We start from the raw sequence: 14,296 nt of genomic DNA, 5'->3' as shown, positions 1-14,296 counted from the left end.
GCCGCGCGCATCGACCACGCGCTGGCTGGCTGCGCCGTACGCACGGCGATCCCGCTGCCCGGGCACCGTGGCTTGCCGGGGCAGCGCCCGGGCGACCCGGGCGGAAGTGTCACACCGCCATGGGATGCTGCCCGGGTGATCGTCGCATTCGATGCCGAGCTGTGGCTGTGGGACGCCCGGCGCCTCGACACCTGGACCTTCGTGCGTCTGCCGATCGACGCCTCCGACGAGATCCGCGACGTGGCCGACGGCCTGCGCCGCGGCTTCGGCTCCGTCCGGGTCCGCGTGACGCTGGGCTCCAGCACCTGGCGCACCTCGATCTTCCCGGAGAAGACCACCGGCGCCTATGTGCTGCCGGTCAAGCGCGCCGTCCGCACTGCCGAGCAGCTCGAGCCCGGGGACACCACGACGGTGACGGTCGAGCTCGTCGACTTCTGACTCGCCCGGATCACCGCCTCCAGCGCCCTGCCGGCCCGGGGCGGCCCGGCAGGGCGACGGTGCTGTGTGCGCGGGCGGTCGCCTTACTCGTCGCCCTCCAGATCGCCCTCGGTCTCCAGATAAATCTGCTGCAGCGCGGCCAGCGTGTCCGGGTCGGGCGACTCCCAGAGCTTGCGGTCCGCCGCCTCGAGGAGGCGCTCGGTGATGCCGTGCAGCGCCCACGGGTTGGACTGGGTCATGAACTTCTGGTTCTCCGGGTCCAGCACGTAGCTGGCGGCCAGCTGCTCGTACATCCAGTCGGCGACCACGCCGGCCGTCGCGTCGTAGCCGAAGAGGTAGTCGACGGTGGCCGCCAGCTCGAAGGCGCCCTTGTAGCCGTGGCGGCGCATCGCGGCGATCCAGCGCGGGTTGACCACGCGGGCCCGGAAGATGCGGGCGGTCTCCTCGGTCAGGCTGCGGGTGCGAGTGGCGTCCGGGTTGGTGGAGTCGCCGATGTAGGCCGCCGGGGCGCGGCCGGTCAGCGCGCGCACCGTGGCGATCATGCCGCCGTGGTACTGGAAGTAGTCGTCGGAGTCCGCGATGTCGTGCTCGCGGGTGTCGATGTTCTTCGCCGCCACCTCGATGCGCTTGTACGCGTTCTCCATGTCGCCGCGCGCCGGCACGCCGTCGAGGCCGCGTCCGTAGGCGAAGCCGCCCCAGACCGCGTAGACCTCGGCGAGGTCGGCGTCGCCGCGCCAGTTGCGGCTGTCGATCAGCGGGAGGATGCCGGCGCCATAGGCACCGGGGCGGGAACCGAAGATGCGCGTGGTGGCCCGCCGGTGGTCGCCGTGGGTGGCCTCGTCGGCGCGGGCGTGCGCGCGGACATAGTTGACCTCGTCGGGCTCGTCCAGCTCGGCGACCAGCCGGATCGCGTCGTCGAGCATCGCCACGACGTGCGGGAAGGCGTCGCGGAAGAAGCCGGAGATGCGGACGGTCACGTCGATGCGGGGGCGGCCCAGCTCGTCGAGCGAGATCGGCTCGATGCCGGTCACCCGGCGGGAGGCGGCGTCCCACACCGGGCGTACGCCGATGAGCGCCAGGATCTCCGCGATGTCGTCGCCCGCGGTGCGCATGGCGCTGGTGCCCCAGGCGGAGAGGCCGACCGACCGGGGCCAGTCGCCGTAGTCCTCCCGGTAGCGCTTGAGCAGCGACTCCGCCATCGCCTGGCCGGTCTCCCAGGCCAGGGCGCTCGGGATGGCCTTCGGGTCGACCGAGTAGAAGTTGCGGCCGGTCGGCAGCACGTTGATCAGTCCGCGGAGCGGCGAACCGCTGGGACCCGCCGGCACATAACCGCCGTCCAGGGCGTGCAGGACGTGGGTGAGCTCGTCGGTGGTCCGGGCCAGCCTCGGGACGACCTCCGCCGCGGCGAACTCGAGCACCCGGCGGACGTCCGCGTTGTCGGTGAGGCCGTCGGGGACGGCGGCGGGCCAGCCGGCCTCCTCCATGGCGGTCACGAGCGCGCGGGCCTGCTCCTCGACGGCGTCCGTCTCGGCCGTGGAGGCGTCCTCGGACAGCCCCAGCGCCTCGCGCAGGCCGGGGAGGGCGGCGACCTGGCCGGCCCACATCTGCCGGGCGCGCAGCATCGCGAGCACCAGGTTGACGCGCGGCTCGCCGGTGGGCGCCTGGCCGAGGATGTGCAGGCCGTCGCGGATCTGGACGTCCTTGACCTCACACAGCCAGCCGTCGACGTGCATGATGAACTCGTCGAACTCCTCGTCGCCGGGCCGGCTGGCGAGGCCGAGGTCGTGGTCCATCTTGGCGGCCTGGATGAGCGTCCAGATCTGCGCGCGGATGGCGGGGAGCTTGGCGGGGTCGAGGGCGGCGATGTTCGCGTGCTCGTCGAGCAGTTGCTCGAGGCGGGCGATGTCGCCGTAGGACTCGGCGCGGGCCATCGGCGGGATCAGATGGTCGACCAGGGTCGCGTGCGCCCGCCGCTTGGCCTGAGTGCCCTCGCCCGGGTCGTTGACCAGGAACGGGTAGATCAGCGGCAGGTCACCGAGCGCCGCGTCGGTGCCGTCCGAGGCGGACATGCCGACGTTCTTGCCGGGCAGCCACTCGAGGTTGCCGTGCTTGCCGACGTGCACGACCGCGTGCGCGCCGAACTCGTCGGCCAGCCAGCGGTAGGCCGCGAGATAGTGGTGGCTCGGGGGCAGGTCCGGGTCGTGGTAGATCGCGACCGGGTTGGCGCCGAAGCCGCGCGGCGGCTGCACCATGACCACGGTGTTCTCGTCGCGGAGGGCGGCGAGCACGATGTCACCGCCGTCGACGTAGAGCTCGCCCGGGGGCGGACCCCAGTGCTGCGTCATCGCCTCGCGCAGGTCCTCGGGCAGGGTGGCGAACCAGGCGGCGTACTTGTCGCCGCTGATCCGGACCGGGTTGCTCGCCAGCTGGTCCTCGGTGAGCCAGTCCGGGTCCTGGCCGCCGGCGGCGATCAGCGCGTGGATCAGCTTGTCGCCGTCCTGCTCCGCGACGCCGGGGAAGCCGCCGACCCGGTAGCCGCGCTCGCCCATCGCCTGGATCAGCCGCACCGTCGAGGCGGGCGTGTCGAGCCCCACGGCGTTGCCCATCCGCGAGTGCTTGGTCGGGTAGGCGGACAGCATGATGACGATCCGGCGCTCGGCCGGCGGGACGTGCCGCAACCGCGCGTGCGCCACGGCGATGCCGGCCACGCGGGCGGCGCGCTCGGGATCGGCCACGTACACGGAAAGGCCGTCGGGGTCGATCTCCTTGAAGCTGAACGGGACCGTGATGATCCGCCCGTCGAACTCCGGGATGGCCACCTGCGTCGCGGCGTCCAGCGGGGAGAGCCCGTCGTCGCTGGCCTCCCACGCCGCGCGGCTGCTGGTCAGGCACAGGCCCTGCAGGATGGGCACGTCGAGGTCGGCGAGCACGCCGACGTCCCAGGCCTCGTCGTCGCCGCCCGCGGAGACGGTGGCCGGCTTGGTGCCGCCCGCGGCGAGCACGGTGACGACCAGGGCGTCCGCCTTGCGCAGCTCGGCCAGCAGCTCCGGCGACGCGGTGCGCAGCGAGGCGGTGAAGATGGGCAGCGGACGGGCGCCCTTGGCCTCGATCTCCCGGCACAGCGCGTCCACGAAGGCCGTGTTGCCGGCCATGTGGTGCGCCCGGTAGTAGAGCACCGCCACGGTCGGACCGGTGACCTCGGCGGCCGTGCGCTCGAGCACGCCCCACTCGGGCGCGGGCACCGGCGCGGCGAATCCGTTGCCGGTCAGCATGATCGTGTCGGAGAGGAAGTCGTGCAGCGCGGCGACGTTCTCCGCCCCGCCGTAGGCGAGGTAGCCGTGCGCCTCGGCCGCCACTCCGGCGGGCACGGTGGAGAGCTGCATGAGGGCGGCGTCGGGGGCCTGCTCACCGCCCAGCACCACCACGGGGACGGGCCCGGCGAGCAGGGCGTCGAGGCCCTCCTCCCAGGCGCGGCGGCCGCCGAGGATGCGCACGACCACCAGGTCCACACCCTCGGTCAGCGCGGGCAGGTCCTCGACGGCGGTGCGGGCGGGGTTGCCCAGCCGCCACTCGCGCCCGCTCGCACGAGCGCTCAGCAGGTCGGTGTCGGACGTCGACAGCAGCAGAAACACGGCTCTCCCCTCGGGGTCCGCGCCCCGGGTCGAAGGATCACGGCGACCGGAGTTCCTGGCTCCCGGACTGTTGCCAGACCCGGTGACAGTGGCGGGACCGCGCCGGACTCGCACCGGCTTCCTCCGCGGCGTCGCCGCACGTGGACTCCCACTCTGCCGACCGGACGTCGCCCGCGTCAACGTGGGACGGCGGGTGTGACGATGCCGACCGCTGGAAGAAAAATGTCGGCGTCCATCCGTAGTATCCGGGCCGTGTCCTCCCCCGGCCTCGTCCCCGCCTCCCCGAACGGTCCCGCCGTCCGGGCGGTCGCGGCCGCCGGGATCCGGGTCATGGGCGGCCGGGCGGAGCGCGACGCCTGCCCGGGAGCGCTCAGGCTGCACGAGGCCGCCGACGGGCCGCTCGCCCGGGTCCGCGTGCCCGGCGGGCACATCGCCGGCCCCCAGCTCGGGGCGTTGCGAGAGCTGGCCGCCGAGTGGGGCGACGGGCACGTCGAGCTGACCAGCCGGGCCAACCTGCAGCTCCGGGCCCTCACCGACGCCCCACCGGCCGAGCTCGGCGACCGCTTGGCCGCCGCCGGGCTGCTGCCGTCCGAGACCCACGAGCTGGTCCGCAACATCGCGGCCTCGCCCCTGATCAGCGGTCGTGACGCGGGGCTGGTCCGGGAGCTGGACGAGGCGCTGTGCGCGGACGCGGGGCTGGTGGCCCTGCCCGGGCGATTCCTCTTCGCGATCGACGACGGCGCCGGTGACGTTGCGTATGCGGCCGACGTCGCGGCGCTGCGGCTCGGACCAAGCGCGGCGGGGCGGTTCGCGGTGCTGTTCGCGGGGCGCGACGTCGGGCTGCGGGTGGAGCGGCAGACAGTGGTGTCCGCGCTGCTCGCGGGGGCTCACGCCTTCCTGGCGCAGGTCGAGCGCGCGGTAAGCGCGGGGGCGCGTCGCGCGTGGCGGGTGCGGGAGCTGACGGACGGGGCGGCGCCCCTGGGGCATGACACGGCACGGGCCTTGGGCGTCACGCTGGGTGAGGTTGATCCGGGGCTGCGGCGGCCAGCCGTGCGCGAGCCGATCGGGGTGATCCCGCAACGCGATGGGCGGGTGGCGGTGGCGGCGCTCGTGCCGCTGGGCCGGCTCGACGACCGGCAGCTGCGGGTCCTCGCCGAAGCAGGCGAGCTGGTCTTCACCCCGTGGCGCGGAGTCGTGCTGCCCGATGTGGCGCCGGAAGCCGCCGACGAGTGGCTGGGCGTGCTCGCCGGGGCCGGGCTCGAGGTCGGCGCGGGCTCGCGCTGGGTGGGAGTCACCGCGTGTGCCGGGCGGCCGGGGTGCGCGAAGTCGCTGGCGGACGTGCGGCGCGACGCCGACGCGGCGACCGTGGCCGTCGACGGGCTGCCCGTGCACTGGGTCGGATGTGCCCGGGGCTGCGGCAGTCCGGCGGCGCCGCACGTGCGGGTCGAGGCGACCGTGCAGGGTTACTCGGTGAGCGTCCGAAGCGGCAGTGGCAGCGACGAGGTGACACCGGGCCGGCTGCGCGGGGATCAGCTGGCGCGGGCGGTGGCGGCGGCCAGGCGCGGCGCGATGGGTGAAGGCACGGCAAGGACGAGGGAAGGCTGACATGGAGTACGTGAAGGACGGCGCGGAGATCTACCGGCGGTCGTTCGCGACGATCCGGGACGAGGCCGACCTGTCCCGGTTGCCGGGCGACGTGGCGCGGGTGGCCGTACGGATGATCCATGCCTGCGGGATGGTCGACCTGGTGCAGGACATCGCCTGGAGTCCCGGGGTCGTGACCGCGGCACGGAAGGCGCTGCTCGCCGGGGCGCCCATCCTGTGCGACGCGGAGATGGTGGCGTCCGGGGTGACCCGGAAGCGGCTCCCGGCCGGCAACGAGGTCATCTGCACGTTGCGTGACCCGGCTGTGCCCGGCCTGGCCGCCGAGATCGGCAACACGCGCAGCGCGGCCGCCCTGGACCTATGGGGCGACCGGCTCGACGGCGCTGTGGTGGCGATCGGGAACGCGCCCACGGCACTCTTCCGGCTGCTGGAGATGATCGAGGCCGGGGCGCCCCGGCCCGCGGCGGTGCTGGGCATCCCGGTCGGGTTCATCGGGGCGGCCGAGTCGAAGGACGCGCTCGCGGCCTCGGACCTGGAGTATCTCGTCGTCCGCGGGCGGCGGGGCGGCAGTGCGATCACGGCGGCGGCGGTCAACGCACTCGCCTCGGAGGAGGAGTGACGGTGGCGGGGCAGGTCGCAAGCGACGCGCAGGGGGCGGCCGTGCCGGCGCCCGGGCGGCTCTACGGCGTGGGGCTCGGACCGGGCGATCCCGAGCTGGTCACGGTCAAGGCGGCCCGGCTGATCGCGGCGGCCGACGTGGTCGCCTACCACGCGGCGCGGCACGGGCGTTCCAACGCGCGGGCGATCGCGGCCGGCTACCTGCGGGAGGGGCAGATCGAGGAGGCGCTGATCTACCCCGTGACCACGGAGACGACCGATCACCCCGGGGGCTACCAGGGCGCGATCGACGAGTTCTACGCGGAGAGCGCCGCCCGGCTGGCCGCGCACCTCGACGCGGGCCGGGACGTGGTCGTGCTGGCGGAGGGCGACCCGTTCTTCTACGGGTCCTACATGCACATGCACAAGCGCCTGGCGGACCGGTACGAGACCGCGGTCGTCCCCGGCGTGACCTCGGTGAGCGCGGCCTCGGCGGTGCTGGGGCGACCGCTGATGGAACGCGACGAGACGCTCACCGTCCTGCCGGGCACCCTGCCCCCGGACGAGCTCGCGGCGCGGCTGGCGACGACCGACTCGGCCGCCGTCATGAAGCTGGGCCGCACGTTCGCCGGGGTGCGCGAGGCGCTGGAGCGGGCCGGCCGGCTCGACGACGCCTGGTACGTCGAGCGGGCGACCACCGACAAGGAACGCCAGGGGCGCGTCGCGGAGATCGACCCGGCCACCGTGCCGTACTTCTCGCTGGCGCTGCTGCCGAGCAAGGCCGCCACCGCGCTGGCCGAGGACGAGCTCGCACCCGGCGTGGAGCCCCGCCCCACCGGCACGGCCCGGGCGGAGGAGACGCCGGCCGGGCCGGAAGAGGTGCCGGGCGGCGCCGGCCGGGTCACGGTGGTGGGGCTCGGACCGGGCGCCCGCGAATGGCTCACCCCGGAGGCGCAGGCGGCGCTGGCCGAGGCCGACGACGTGGTGGGCTACACGACGTACGTGGACCGGGTGCCCGCGAACCCGCGGCAGCGGCGGCACGCCTCGGACAACAAGGTCGAGGCGGAGCGGGCGGCGTTCGCGCTGGACCTGGCCAAGCGGGGCCGGCGGGTGGCCGTGGTGTCGTCCGGCGACCCGGGCGTGTTCGCGATGGCGGCCGCGGTGCTGGAGGTCAGCGAGGACCCGCAGTGGAAGGACGTGCCGGTCCGCATCGTGCCGGGGCTCACAGCCGCCCAGGCGGTGGCGAGCCGGGCAGGGGCGCCGCTCGGGCACGACTTCTGCATCATGTCGCTCTCCGACCGGCTCAAGCCCTGGGAGGTCATCGCGGCCCGGCTCGAGGCGGCGGCCGGCGCCGACCTGGTGATCGCGCTCTACAACCCGGCCTCACGCAGCCGGCGGGAGCAGCTGGTCCGGGCCCGGGAACTGCTGCTCGGGCACCGCGCGGCGAGCACGCCGGTCGTGGTCGGCCGGGACGTGGGCGGCCCCGAGGAGACGGTCACCGTGACGACGCTGGGCGACCTCGACCCGGCGACGATCGACATGCGCTGCCTGCTCATCATCGGTTCGAGCCAGACCCGCGTCGTCGGCCGCGGCACCGGCGACGCCCAGGTCTACACGCCGAGGACCTACCCGGGCGGCACGCCGGAGCGGAGCGCCTGACCCCGCGGACGGTCAGGCGGTCAGCTCGTCGAGCCACGTCAGGGCGGCGTCCACGGACGGGACCACGGGGATGCCGCCGGGCAGGGGCGGGCGGTCGACCACGACGACCGGGATGCCGAGCGCGCGGGCGGCGTCGAGCTTGGCCGCCGAGCCGCCGCTGTCCTTGGTGACCAGGACGTCGATCGCGTGCGAGGTCAGCACCGCGTGCTCCGACTCCGGAGTGAACGGCCCACGGTCGAGGAGAACTTCGAGGCGCGAGGGCATCGGGGGCTCCGGCGGCTCGACCGAGCGGGACAGGAACCAGCACCCGGGGACGCCGGCGAACGCGGCGATGCTCTGGCGGCCCGTGGTGAGGAACACGCGTTCGCCCAGGGACGGGAGCAGGGCCGCGGCGGCGGGCAGCGACGGCACGCGGTGCCACCGGTCGCCCGGGACAGGAGTCCAGCCCGGGCGGCGGAGGATCAGCAACGGGACGCCGGTGGCGGCGCAGGCGGCGGCCGCGTGCGAGGTCATGGCCGCGGCGAACGGGTGCGTGGCGTCGATCACGGCGTCGATGCGCGCCGACCTCAGATAGCCGATCAGGCCCTCGACGCCGCCGAAGCCGCCGATGCGGACCTCGCCCGGGGGCAGCAGCGGCGACCGGGTGCGACCGGCCAGCGAGCTGATCACGGGCGTCCGGCCGGCCAGCCGGCGGCCTTCCGTCGTACCGGAAAGGAGCAGGACCCGCCGTGAGCTCACGGCCGGGCGCGAGTGGTCGAGTAGAGGTGGCTGTCGGGGAACTGGGACGCGGTCAGCGCCGCCCCGACGACGATGACGGCCGTGCGGCGGATGCCGGCGGCCTTGACGGCGGCGGCGATGTCGCTCAGCGGGCCGCGGACGATGACCTCGTCGGGGCGGCTGGCGCGGGCGACGACGGCGACCGGGCAGTCCGGGCCGTAGACGGGCAGCAGCTCGGCGACCACCGCGTCGATCCGCTGGACGGCCAGGTGCAGCACCATCGTGGAGCGGCTGGCACCCAGCGTGGCGAGGTCCTCGCCCGGCGGCATGGCCGTGGCCCGCTCGGCCGTGCGGGTGAGGATGACGGTCTGCGCCACCTCGGGCACGGTCAGCTCACGGCCGAGGGAGGCGGCGGCCGCGGCGAAGGCGGGGACGCCGGGCGTGACGTCGTACGGGACCCCGGCCAGGTCGAGGCGGCGCATCTGCTCGGCGACCGCGCTGAACACCGACGGGTCGCCGGAGTGCAGCCGGGCCACATCGGCGCCCGACGACGTGGCGTCGACCATCTCGGCGACGATCTGGTCCAGGTCGAGGTTCGCCGTGTCGATCAGGCGGGCGCCGGGCGGGCAGGCGTCGAGCAGCTCGACCGGCACGAGGCTGCCCGCGTACAGGCAGACCGGCGACGCGGCGAGCAGGCGCCGGCCGCGTACGGTGATCAGGTCGGCCGCACCCGGGCCGGCGCCGATGAAGTGCACTGTCATGGTTTTGTCACCGACCAGATCGTGACGGGCATCATCGGTTTCCAGCCGGTGAAGCCACCGACCGGCGCGCCGCGGCTGACCGCGACGCGGGTGAGGTCGCCGCCGAGCCGGGCGTACCAGGCGGCGAGCACGGCCTCGGACTCGAGCGTGACGGCGTTGGCGACCAGCCGCCCGCCCGCGGGGAGCGCGGCCCAGGCGGTGTCCAGCACGCCGTCGCGCGTCACGCCGCCGCCGATGAAGATCACATCGGGCGCGGGCAGGCCGGTCAGGGCGGCGGGTGCGCGTCCCTCGACCACCTTGATCTTCGGTACGCCCAGAGCGCGCGCATTCCCGGCGATGCGCGCGGCGCGGACGGGGTCGGACTCGACGGCGACCGCACGGCAGGCCGGATGGGTCCGCATCCACTCGATGGCGATGCTGCCCGAGCCGGCGCCGATGTCCCAGAGCAGCTCGCCGGGCTGCGGCCCCAGGATGGCGAGCGTGACCGCGCGGACCTCACGCTTGGTGAGCTGGCCGTCGCTGTCGTAGGAGTCGTCGGGGAGGCCGGGGACTCGGGGAAACGCTCGGCCCCCTGGGCCGCACTCTACGGCGATGACGGTGAGGGGGTCCACGGCGGAGAGGTCGAGGGACTGGGCGGGGCCGGAGATCGTTGCCTCGGCCGGGCCGCCGAGCTGGGCGAGGACGGTGAGGGTGCTGTCGCCGTAGCCGCGTTCGACGAGCAGTTCGGCGACCTGGGCGGGTGTGCCGGCGTCGCGGCTGAGGACGAGGATGCGGCGCCCGGGGTGGATGAGGGGGTGCAGCTCCTCGACCGGGGCGGTGACGAGGCTCACCGTCTCCACGTCCGCGAGGGGCCAGCCGAGGCGGGCGGCGGCCAGCGACACCGAGGACGGGTGCGGGATGACCGTGAGATCGGCGACGTGTCTGCGGAGCGTCGCGCCGATGCCGTGGAACATCGGGTCGCCGCTGGCCAGGACGACGACGCGCCGGCCGGCGTGGGCCGCCAGGAGGCCGGGGATCGCCGGGAGCAGCGGCGAGGGCCACGGGACCCGCCGGCCACGGACGTGGCCGGGGAGCAGGTCGAGCTGCCGCGAGCTGCCGATGATCACCTCGGCGGCGGCCAGCGCGGCGGTGGCCGTACCCGCCAGTCCCGCCCACCCGTCGGCGCCGATGCCGACGACAGTGAGCGCGGCGGGGTTGTCAGTCACTCCGTGACGTTAGCCGGACGCCGTCTCATGTTCTTCCACCGTCCCCCTTTCATCGATACTGTTCGCTTTGTGAAGAGATCAGTGATCGCGCTCGCGGCGGCGTTGTGCCTGGTGGCGGCGCCCACACCGGCGTTCGCCGCCGACTCGTCCTATCGCACGCTCAGCGCGGCGAGCCATGCCGACTGGCTCGGCGGAGTGAGCGACGCCACCAGCCTGGCCGCCCTGTCGATCCCCGGCACGCACGAGACCATGTCGATCCACGGCGGGGCGCTCACGCAGACGCAGGAGGACTTCGGCGACAGCGGTGGCACGCTCGCGCGGCAGCTCACGGCGGGCATCCGGATGATCGACATCCGGGCGCGGGTGAACGAGGGGAACACGTTCACGATCCACCACGGCGCTTCGTACCAGAACGCGAACTTCTCGGACGTGCTCGCCACGCTGGCGGCCTTCCTGACCGCACATCCGCGGGAGACCGTCGTCATGCGGCTCAAGCAGGAGTGCACCGGCGAGCTCGGGTCCTGCACCGATGCCACGGGACAGCGCAGTTTCCAGGACATCTTCGACGCGTACGCGGCCGGCGACCTCTTCTGGCGGCCCTCGGTCACCCGGGGAACCGCCGCGGCGACGCCCACGCTCGGCGCGGTGCGCGGCAAGGTCGTGCTGGCGGTGCTGCACGGGGCGCACGGGAGCCCGATCGAGCACTACGGGCTGGCGCAGTTCGCGACGTGGACGGACGGTTCGTCGGCGTATGTCCAGGACAATTATTCCGTACCCAATATCGGCGCCATCGCCACGAAAAGGGATCAGGTGCGCCGATTCCTGGACGCGACGAATGCCGGGGATCCGGCCAAGATCTATGTGAACTTCGCGAGCGGGTCGAGCATTTTCGCGCAGCCGCAGCAGGTGGCGGGCGGCGCACTCGGGGTGCAGGGGGTCAACCCGTTCCTGCTCACCTATCTGAACGAGGGCCACGGGATCACCCGGACGGGCGCGATCATGCTGGACTTTCCCGGCGCCGGACTCATCGAGAAGATCATCTCCTACGACTAGTTTTTTGCACGGCCGTTGAGCCTTTGCCCGGCCCGTCGCGTAGTACCCCTCGACGGCCACCCGAGACCCGGTCGTCACGTCGGCCGCTGGGGGGTGGCAGACGCCGAGGACGACTGCCGAACGGGTGAGGTCGATGGCGACGTTCCAGACCTTCGAGGACCAGAGGCCGGCCCCCGGCTTCTGGGACGAGCCGGAGCTGAACAGGGGCGTGCCCCGCGGCGACATCGTGGTCGAGGACCCGGACACGACCTCGGGCTGGCAGAGCAGCGGCCCGCCGGTCGCGGTCGACGACCGCCCGCCGGCCGAGGCGACCTCCGGCAACCGCCTCTTCACGATCCTGCTGTTCTTTTCCGGGCTGGCCACGAGCCTGGCGCTCTGGCTCTTCGAGACCGAGGCGGGCGCGGTCAACGACACCGCCACCCTCATGATGGCGATCGGCCGCCTCACCGGCCTCGCCGGCGGCTACGTGCTCTTCATCCAGCTGCTGATGATGAGCCGCGTCTCCTTCCTCGAGGATTGGGTGGGCGCCCGCGACCTGCTGCGCTGGCACCGCTGGCTGGGCACGTCGCTGGTCCTGCTGGTCGGCGCGCACGCGGTCTTCATCACCTACGGCTACGCGCTCACCGCCGGCACCGGCGTCGTCGACCAGGGCATCTCGATCATCACGACGCTCCCGGACATGATCAGCGCCACCGTCGCCACGGGCATCCTCGTCTTCATCAGCCTGATCTCGATCCGGGCCGCGCGCACCAAGATGCCCTACGAGCTGTGGCACCTGATCCATCTCACCGGCTACCTGGTGCTCGTCCTCGGCTACGGCCACCAGGTCGCGACGGGCGCCAACCTCTCCGGGCGCTTCGCCGACATCTTCTGGCCCGGCCTCGGCGCCCTGGTCATCGCGGCCCTGGTCTGGGGCCGGCTGATCGAGCCGCTCTGGCTCAACATGCGGCACCGCTTCGAGGTGGCCGAGGTGGTGGGCGAGGGCGCGAACACGTTCTCGATCTACATCGACGGCAACCGGCTGGACAAGCTGCCCGCCAAGGCCGGCCAGTTCATGCGCTGGCGCTTCTTCACCCGCAACGGCTGGTGGCAGTCGCACCCCTTCTCGCTCTCCGCGGCGCCCAACTCCCAGTGGCTGCGCCTCACGGTGACGGCGGTCGGCGGCCACACCCTGCGCCTGGCCCAGATGCGCCCCGGTACGCGGATCTGGGCGGAGGGCCCCTTCGGAACGTTCACGGCGCAGCGGCGCACGCGGCGCAGGGCCCTGCTGATCGCCGGCGGCAGCGGCATCGCGCCGATCCGGGCCCTGCTCGAGGACATGCCGCCGGACACGATCGTCATCTACCGCGCGAGCCGCCCCGACGAGCTGGTCTTCCGCGAGGAGCTCGAGGACCTGGCCGAGCGCCGCGACGCCTGGGTCCGCTACATCGTCGGCTCCCGCAACGACCCGGGCCCGCGCCGGCTCTTCACCCCCAACGGCCTGCTCGGCCTGGTCCCCGACGTCAACCGGCGCGACGTCTACCTCTGCGGGCCGCCCGGGCTGGTCAGCGCGGCGGTGACGACGCTCAAGGGGCTGGACGTGCCCGAGAGCCAGCTGCACCTGGACCCCTTCGAGTTCTGATCCCCTCATCATTGGAGTCATCCCATGCGACGCAGCACCGCGGCAGCTGTCGGCACGTTGACGGGCGCCGCCCTCATCATCGGCGTCCGGCTGAGCGTGGCGACCCCGGCGGCCCCCATCGCCGCCCCCGCAGCGGTCGACCTCTCCGACCCGAACCTCGACGAGGAGCCGGCCGCGACGCCCGCCCCCGGCAAGTCCGGCAGCAAGTCGTCCTCGAAGGGCTCGGACTCCGCCGGGGAGGCGGCCGGCGGCTCGGACGAGAGCGACGCGGACGAAGGCGCCGACAGCGGCCTCAAGAACGGCGACCACCAGGGCGAGGCGGTCAAGAACCCCTACGGCACGATCCAGGTCACCATCCGCGTCTCCGGCGGCAAGATCACCGCGGCGGGCGCCACCTATCCGACCACCGGCGAGAGCGCGACGATCAACCCGCCGGCGATCGCGACCCTCAAGCAGGAGACGCTGAAGGCCCAGAGCGCCGACATCGACGCGGTCTCCGGAGCCACCTTCACCAGCGAGTCCTACGTCAAGTCGCTGCAGGCCGCCCTCGACAAGGCCGGCGCGTGACAACCCCGCGGCACGCCTCCGAAGGAGCCGGCGCGTGACACCCTCCCGGGGCTCCTCGGAAGGGGCCGGCGCGTGACGGCCGGGCGCTTCGCGCGGGCTGCCGGACCCGCGAACAGCACCCGCCCGTCCGGTCCCGCCGGCCACCCGCCGCTCATCGCCAACGCCCGGGCACGGACCGCGGCGCTGCACCGGCCCCCGCGCCTCGCGCACCCCGTGCTCGACGACCTCCTCGGGCTCGTCAACCCCGAGCTCGGCACCCTGCTCGGGCTCACCGAGGCCGACCTGATCCGCCTCTTCGAGCTCGGCAGCCAGCCCGCGCCGGACGGCCGCCCCGGGCACGTCTCGCGGGACAACGCCGGCCACCACCCGCGCCCGCGCCGCCGCAGGCCGCCGGGCGACTCCCGCCGGATGCCGCCCGGCGGCACGGGCGCGTAGGTTCGG

General features: G+C 73.8%; 12 protein-coding genes and 1 riboswitch. Of the genes, 8 read left to right on the top strand and 4 right to left on the bottom strand.

What is annotated here, in order from left to right:
• Positions 1 to 135: 135 nt before the first annotated feature.
• Positions 136 to 438: a DUF1905 domain-containing protein gene (locus RBH18_RS06660; RefSeq protein ID WP_306205059.1), complete on the top strand. Its 303-nt coding sequence runs from the start codon at positions 136 to 138 to the stop codon at positions 436 to 438.
• A gap of 83 nt (positions 439 to 521) precedes the next feature.
• Here RBH18_RS06660 and cobN read toward each other — a convergent pair whose 3' ends face one another.
• Complete coding sequence (cobN, locus tag RBH18_RS06655) at positions 522 to 4,070, bottom strand: cobaltochelatase subunit CobN (protein WP_306205058.1); 3,549 nt, start codon at positions 4,068 to 4,070, stop codon at positions 522 to 524.
• 49 nt (positions 4,071 to 4,119) lie between these two features.
• A riboswitch (cobalamin riboswitch) is annotated at positions 4,120 to 4,194 on the bottom strand.
• Between the two features lie 128 nt (positions 4,195 to 4,322).
• Between cobN and RBH18_RS06650 the strand changes: the two genes are divergently transcribed.
• The 3 genes from RBH18_RS06650 to RBH18_RS06640 are packed head-to-tail and all read left to right on the top strand — an operon-like array spanning position 4,323 to position 7,931.
• Positions 4,323 to 5,675, top strand: a complete 1,353-nt coding sequence (locus tag RBH18_RS06650; protein ID WP_306205057.1) for a precorrin-3B synthase — start codon at positions 4,323 to 4,325, stop codon at positions 5,673 to 5,675.
• 1 nt (position 5,676) lies between these two features.
• A complete protein-coding gene (locus RBH18_RS06645) occupies positions 5,677 to 6,294 on the top strand; it encodes a precorrin-8X methylmutase (RefSeq protein ID WP_306205056.1) in 618 nt (205 codons plus the stop codon).
• 2 nt (positions 6,295 to 6,296) lie between these two features.
• The gene (locus RBH18_RS06640) at positions 6,297 to 7,931 is read left to right on the top strand and encodes a precorrin-2 C(20)-methyltransferase (protein WP_306205055.1); all 1,635 of its coding nucleotides are present in this window, start codon (positions 6,297 to 6,299) and stop codon (positions 7,929 to 7,931) included.
• Positions 7,932 to 7,943: 12 nt separating this feature from the next.
• On the opposite strand, the gene RBH18_RS06635 is transcribed toward RBH18_RS06640, so the two are convergent.
• The 3 genes from RBH18_RS06635 to cbiE are packed head-to-tail and all read right to left on the bottom strand — an operon-like array spanning position 7,944 to position 10,614.
• A complete protein-coding gene (locus RBH18_RS06635) occupies positions 7,944 to 8,669 on the bottom strand; it encodes a cobalt-precorrin-6A reductase (protein ID WP_306205054.1) in 726 nt (241 codons plus the stop codon).
• Positions 8,666 to 9,409: a precorrin-4 C(11)-methyltransferase gene (gene cobM / locus RBH18_RS06630; RefSeq protein WP_306205053.1), complete on the bottom strand. Its 744-nt coding sequence runs from the start codon at positions 9,407 to 9,409 to the stop codon at positions 8,666 to 8,668. The genes RBH18_RS06635 and cobM overlap by 4 nt, the downstream gene beginning before the upstream one ends.
• On the bottom strand, positions 9,406 to 10,614 hold the full coding sequence (gene cbiE, locus RBH18_RS06625) for a precorrin-6y C5,15-methyltransferase (decarboxylating) subunit CbiE (protein WP_306205052.1): 1,209 nt from the start codon (positions 10,612 to 10,614) through the stop codon (positions 9,406 to 9,408). The genes cobM and cbiE overlap by 4 nt, the downstream gene beginning before the upstream one ends.
• Before the next feature lie 69 nt (positions 10,615 to 10,683).
• Between cbiE and RBH18_RS06620 the strand changes: the two genes are divergently transcribed.
• The 4 genes from RBH18_RS06620 (at position 10,684) to RBH18_RS06605 (ending at position 14,290) form a co-directional block, all read left to right on the top strand.
• Positions 10,684 to 11,667, top strand: a complete 984-nt coding sequence (locus RBH18_RS06620) for a phosphatidylinositol-specific phospholipase C (protein ID WP_306205051.1) — start codon at positions 10,684 to 10,686, stop codon at positions 11,665 to 11,667.
• Between the two features lie 133 nt (positions 11,668 to 11,800).
• Positions 11,801 to 13,288, top strand: a complete 1,488-nt coding sequence (locus RBH18_RS06615) for a ferredoxin reductase family protein (protein ID WP_306205050.1) — start codon at positions 11,801 to 11,803, stop codon at positions 13,286 to 13,288.
• A 24-nt stretch (positions 13,289 to 13,312) separates the two neighbouring features.
• Entirely contained in the window at positions 13,313 to 13,855 is a 543-nt protein-coding gene (locus RBH18_RS06610) for an FMN-binding protein (RefSeq protein ID WP_306205049.1), read from the top strand.
• A gap of 72 nt (positions 13,856 to 13,927) precedes the next feature.
• Positions 13,928 to 14,290, top strand: coding sequence for a hypothetical protein (locus tag RBH18_RS06605; RefSeq protein WP_306205048.1), 363 nt, complete (start codon positions 13,928 to 13,930; stop codon positions 14,288 to 14,290).
• The last annotated feature ends 6 nt before the right edge of the window (positions 14,291 to 14,296 follow it).

The organism is Actinoplanes oryzae (genome assembly GCF_030757795.1).
Taxonomy (GTDB): Bacteria; Actinomycetota; Actinomycetes; order Mycobacteriales; family Micromonosporaceae; genus Actinoplanes.
This window is presented reverse-complemented; position numbering and strand designations above follow the sequence as displayed.